Source organism: Streptomyces sp. (genome assembly GCF_035563135.1).
Lineage (GTDB): Bacteria > Actinomycetota > Actinomycetes > Streptomycetales > Streptomycetaceae > Streptomyces.
This window is the reverse complement of sequence record NZ_DATMVN010000006.1, coordinates 1-4,909: the sequence shown is the minus strand read 5'-3', so window position 1 is coordinate 4,909 and position 4,909 is coordinate 1. Positions and strand designations below refer to the sequence as shown.

Below are 4,909 nucleotides of genomic sequence, written 5' to 3'. Positions count from 1 at the left end.
GGCGTCGGCGGACCGCTCGGACTGCGGGGCGGGGCGGGTGGTGACGGTGGCGGAACCGCTCACTTCGCGGCCTCCTCAGCTCGGCGCCGGGACAGCAGCGGCTGCACCAGGGAGACGGTCAGGATCAGGGCGAAGAAGATGTACGAGACGGCCGAGGCGTAGCCGATGCGGTAGCCCGTGAAACCCTGCTGGTAGACGTACTGGAGGATCGGCCGGGTGGACTCGTCGGGGCCGCCGCCGGTCATGATGTAGACCTGGTCGAAGATCTTCAGTGAGGCCAGTACCTGGAGGACCACGACCAGCCCGGTGGTGCGGCGCAGCATCGGCAGGGTGATGTGGCGGAGCCGGTTCCACGCGCCCGCCCCGTCCAGTTCGGCGGCCTCGTAGAGATGCGCGGGGATGGCCTGGAGGGCGGCGAGGTACAGCAGGAAGTTGAAGCCGACGGTCCACCAGACGGTGGTCGCCACGATGCTGAGCATGGCGTACCGCTCGTCGGTCAGCCAGCCGATCTCCGGGGTCAGCCCGACGGCGGCGAGCAGCTGGTCGGCGAGGCCGAAGTCGGACGGCAGGATCATGTTCAGGAACAGCAGGCAGACGACCCCGGACGGCAGCAGGAAGGGCGCGAACCAGCTGAGCCGCCACAGCCACTGGACCACCTGCAACTGGTGGGCGAGCAGCGCCAGCACGAGACCGACGACGACGAGGGGGACGGTGGACAGGACCGTGAACCAGACGGTGTTCCACAGCGACGACCACACCTCGGGGTCGCGCACCGCCTCGGCGTAGTTGTCGAGGCCGACGAACTCCCCTCCGGTGCCGGTGATGTTCTCACTGGTGAAGCTCATGCCCAGGCCGGATATCAGAGGCCAGATCAGGAACATGGCGTAGACGAGGAAGAAGGGCGCGACGAACACCAGGCCGTGTTCGGTCCACTTCCTGCGCACGCCGCGAGCCGGACGGTCGGCCTTGCTCCCGGCGGGTTTCGCCACGGGTGCCGGCGCCTCGGTGGTGGTGGAGGTCATGACGCGGCTCCCGGGAGGGGGTTGCGGGTGTCCAGGAGCGTCCACAGCCGCGCCTTGGCCTCGGTCAGGGCGTTGCGCGGGCTCCGGGAGCCGGTGAGGACACCGGAGAACACCGCGCCGAGCTCGATCCACAGCCGGGAGGCGGAACCGGCGAACCACGCGGGCTCGTCCAGCGCCACGTCGTCGATCACGGTGCGGTATTCGGACTGCGGCTTCAGGGCGAGGTAGGCGGGATCGTCCAGCACCGGCAGATAGGCGGGCACGTGCCCGCCCTGGGCCCAGGCCACGGAGTTCTTGAGCATCCAGGCGACGAGGGTGTGGGCCGCCTCGTTCGGGGCGCCGCCGCGGTCCTCCTGGTGCGGCAGGACGAAGGCGTGGCAGTCGGCCTGTGTGGCCGCGGTGCCGAAGAGCGCGGGGATGCGGGTCATGGAGAACGGGAGCCCGGTGGCCTTGAAGGTGCTGATCTCCCACTCGCCGTTGAGGTGGAAGGCCGTCTTCCCCCCGTTGAAGACGCCGACGGACCCCGCGTAGTCGACGCGGCGCACCATCAGCCCTTCCTCGACGAGCCGGGCCAGGTATTCCAGTACGCGCAGCGCCTTGGCGTCGTCGAGTGCCAGGCGCTTCCCGTCCGCGGAGAGCACCGTGCCGCCGGTCTGGGCGTAGAAGCTGGAGAAGAGGCGCCAAGGGGTGATGCAGTCGGGTCCGAGTGTCTCGGTCACCAGGCCCGGCTGCCCGGTCGCCTTCTTCGCGGCGCGCAACGCCTCGGCGAAATCGTCCGCACCGCTGATCGGCCTGAGCCGGCCGCCCGACATGAGTCCGGCCTTCTCGCAGACCTCGGTCTGGTAGTAGAGGACGAAGGGGTGGGTGTCGAGCGGGACCGCGTACTGCTTGCCGCCCACCTGGCCCCGGCGCCAGATGTCCGGCGGGAAGTCCTTCTCCCGCACGCCGTGTCCGGCCAGCAGATCGAGGTCGAACGGGTCGAGGAGCCTGCCGGGGGCGAAACCCGCGAGCCTGGCGAGGTGCAGGGCGGCGAGCTCGGGGGCCCGGCCGCCCGCACCGGCCATGCCGAGCTTGGTGTAGTACGGGGCGCCCCATTGCAGGGTCGAGGCTTCGAGGGCGATGTCCGGGTGACCGGCCCTGAAGTCGTCCAGCATTCCCTGCATGTTCACGCCGTCACCACCGCCGAACAGATGCCAGTACCGCAGCAGGGTCTGTCCGGGGTCGGCTGCGGTCGCGGGCGCGGCGCAGCCGGACAGGGAGCCCAGGGCTCCGGCGGCGGCCAGGGCGCCGGCTCCGCCCGCGAGGGCTCGGCGCCGGCTGAGGAGGGGTGGTTGCATGGCGGCTCGTCTCGACTCGTCTCTGAGGTGCGGGGACGCGTGAAGGGAAGGCAGCGTGTTCGGTATTTCGACGCGCGCCCGCCACTTCGGACGGGACCGTAGGCCCGGGAGGTGATGGCGTCAATGACTCGCGCTGAAATTGCGAACAATGTTCGAGATGACGAACAGATAACCCCTCACCACACCCCTTCCCCATGACAGGAACGCCCGCGCGCGGGCATACGCGAGGAGATATCGCGAGGATGAGCGCACATTTCTTACTGGGGGGTAGGCTCGCCCGGCATCCTTGCTATACCTTCCGTCTAACAAGCGGGACGGAGGGCCGCCCGGCAGTGCCCGGCGCCGGCCCCTGCCCGGTGCTGCCGTCATCTCCGCTCGGCAGTACGGAACATGACGGGCCATCACCTACAACGCACGTGTGACAGCACCAGGGACATCACTGACGAACCGAGGAGCCGCACCATGGCAAGCAGCATCGTTCGGCCGGACGCCGAGGACCGGCCTCCCGAGGACCACCTCACCCGTCGCCTGCTCGAATCGGCCGCCACACTGGCGTACGACCCCGCCACGGAGGTCGACTGGGACACACCGCTGGACAAGGAGTTCCACGGCGCCAGCCCGGAGTGGAGCACCCTGTACGGCACCGCGTACTGGGGTGAGCTGACCGAGGAGCAGCGCAAGGAACTGACGCGCCAGGAAGCCGCTTCGGTGGCCAGCACCGGTATCTGGTTCGAGATGATCCTGCAGCAGATGGTCCTGCGTGACGTGTACGCGAAGGACCCCACGAGCACGGACGTCCAGTGGGCGCTGACCGAGATAGCCGAGGAGTGCCGGCACTCGATCATGTTCGCCCGGGGAGCGCAGAAGCTGGGTGCCCCTCCCTACCGGCCGCACCGGCTCGCGGTGGAGCTCGGGCGGGCCTTCAAGACACTCGCGTTCGGCGAGGCCGCTTATGCGGCGATCCTCGTGGCGGAGGAGGTCCTCGACGTCATGCAGCGCGACTGGATGCGGGACGAGCGGGTCGTGCCCTTCGTCCGCACCATCAACAACATCCATGTCGTCGAGGAGTCCCGGCACATGAAGTTCGCCCGCGCAAAGACGCGCGAGCACCTCGGTGGAGCGGGCCCGGTGCGCCGGCAGATCAATGCACTCGTCATCGCGATCGCGTCGTACGTCATCGTCACCAGCATGGTGAACAAGGACGTCTACGCCAACGCCGGACTCGACAGGAAGCGTGCCCTCGGCGAGGCGAAGGCCAACGAGCACCACAAGTCGATGATGCGATCGAGCTGTTCGGGCCTGATGGACTTCCTGGCCTCGGCCCGCCTGCTCACCAGGCCCGCCCTGATGTTCTACAAGCGCGCCCATCTGATCTGAGCGGACACCATGACCTACGCGATCACCCAGACGTGCTGCAGCGACGCCACCTGTGTCTCGGTGTGCCCCGTCAACTGCATCCATCCGACCCCGGAGGAACCGGACTTCGGCCGGACGGAGATGCTGTACATCGACCCGAAGTCCTGCATCGACTGCGGTGCCTGCGCGGACGCCTGCCCGGTGGACGCGGTGTTCCCGGTGGACAGCCTCCCGGCCGCACAGCAGGAGTACGGCCCGCTCAACGCCGCGTACTTCGCGGACCGGGAGCCTGAACAGGTCCCCGATGGACCGAACTTCCACGTGTGGGGGGAGCCGGTCTTCAGGCGCAGCCTGCCGTCGGACTTCGCACCGATCCGGGTCGCGGTCGTGGGCACCGGCCCTGCGGGGATGTACGCCGCCGAGGACCTGTTGCTGCACACGGGCGCCGAGGTGACGCTGATCGACCGGCTGCCCGTCGCGGGCGGGCTCATCCGCTACGGTGTGGCGCCCGACCACCTGTCGACGAAGAAGGCCGGTGACACCTTCGCCAGGTTCCACACGCATCCGAGGGTGCGCATGCACCTCGGCCTGGAGGTGGGCCGGGACATCACCGCGGAGGAGCTCGCCGCGCATCACGACGCGGTGGTCTACGCCGTCGGCGCGCCGGCCGGCCGCAGGCTCGGGATCCCGGGCGAGGACCTGCCCGGCAGCATCTGCGCGACGACGTTCGTCTCCTGGTACAACGCGCACCCCGAGGTCGCCCCGGACGCCGTGGACGTGTCCGCGGAGCGGGTCGTCGTGGTCGGCAACGGGAACGTCGCCCTCGACACGGCGCGGATCCTGGTCTCGGACCCCGGTGCGCTGGCCGCGGGCGACACCGCCGGTCACGCGCTGGAGGCCCTGCGGGCCGGCTCGGTGCGCGAGGTCGTGCTGCTGGGGCGGCGGGGGCCCGAGGACGCGGCGTACACCAGGTCCGAGCTGCTCGCGCTCAAGCACCTGGACGGTGTGGAGCTGGTCGTCGACGATCACGACCCGCGCACCGGTGCCGCGATCGATGCCGCGGCCCCGGACGGCCGGGCCGCGCTCCTGCGGGGCGTCACCCGCGAGGTGGTGGACTGGTCGCGCCCGCCGTCGTCCGGCCGGCGGATCGTGTTCCGCTTCCACTCCACGGCGGTGGAGGCACTCGCCGGCGCC

At 69.7% G+C, this 4,909-nt stretch carries 4 protein-coding genes; 2 read left to right on the top strand and 2 right to left on the bottom strand.

Features of this window, described 5'->3' with window-relative positions; genetic code table 11:
• Positions 1-59 precede the first annotated feature (59 nt).
• Both VN520_RS00410 and VN520_RS00405 read right to left on the bottom strand, forming a co-directional pair.
• A complete protein-coding gene (locus VN520_RS00410) occupies positions 60-1,022 on the bottom strand; it encodes a sugar ABC transporter permease (RefSeq protein WP_325744784.1) in 963 nt (320 codons plus the stop codon).
• Complete coding sequence (locus tag VN520_RS00405) at positions 1,019-2,359, bottom strand: extracellular solute-binding protein (protein WP_325744783.1); 1,341 nt, start codon at positions 2,357-2,359, stop codon at positions 1,019-1,021. Before VN520_RS00405 ends, VN520_RS00410 begins: the two co-directional genes overlap by 4 nt.
• A gap of 462 nt (positions 2,360-2,821) precedes the next feature.
• Here VN520_RS00405 and VN520_RS00400 point away from each other — a divergent pair, with 462 nt between their 5' ends.
• Both VN520_RS00400 and VN520_RS00395 read left to right on the top strand, forming a co-directional pair.
• The gene (locus VN520_RS00400) at positions 2,822-3,736 is read left to right on the top strand and encodes a diiron oxygenase (RefSeq protein ID WP_325744782.1); all 915 of its coding nucleotides are present in this window, start codon (positions 2,822-2,824) and stop codon (positions 3,734-3,736) included.
• A 9-nt stretch (positions 3,737-3,745) separates the two neighbouring features.
• The coding region (locus VN520_RS00395; RefSeq protein WP_325744781.1) for an FAD-dependent oxidoreductase at positions 3,746-4,909 on the top strand (1,164 nt) is incomplete at its 3' end.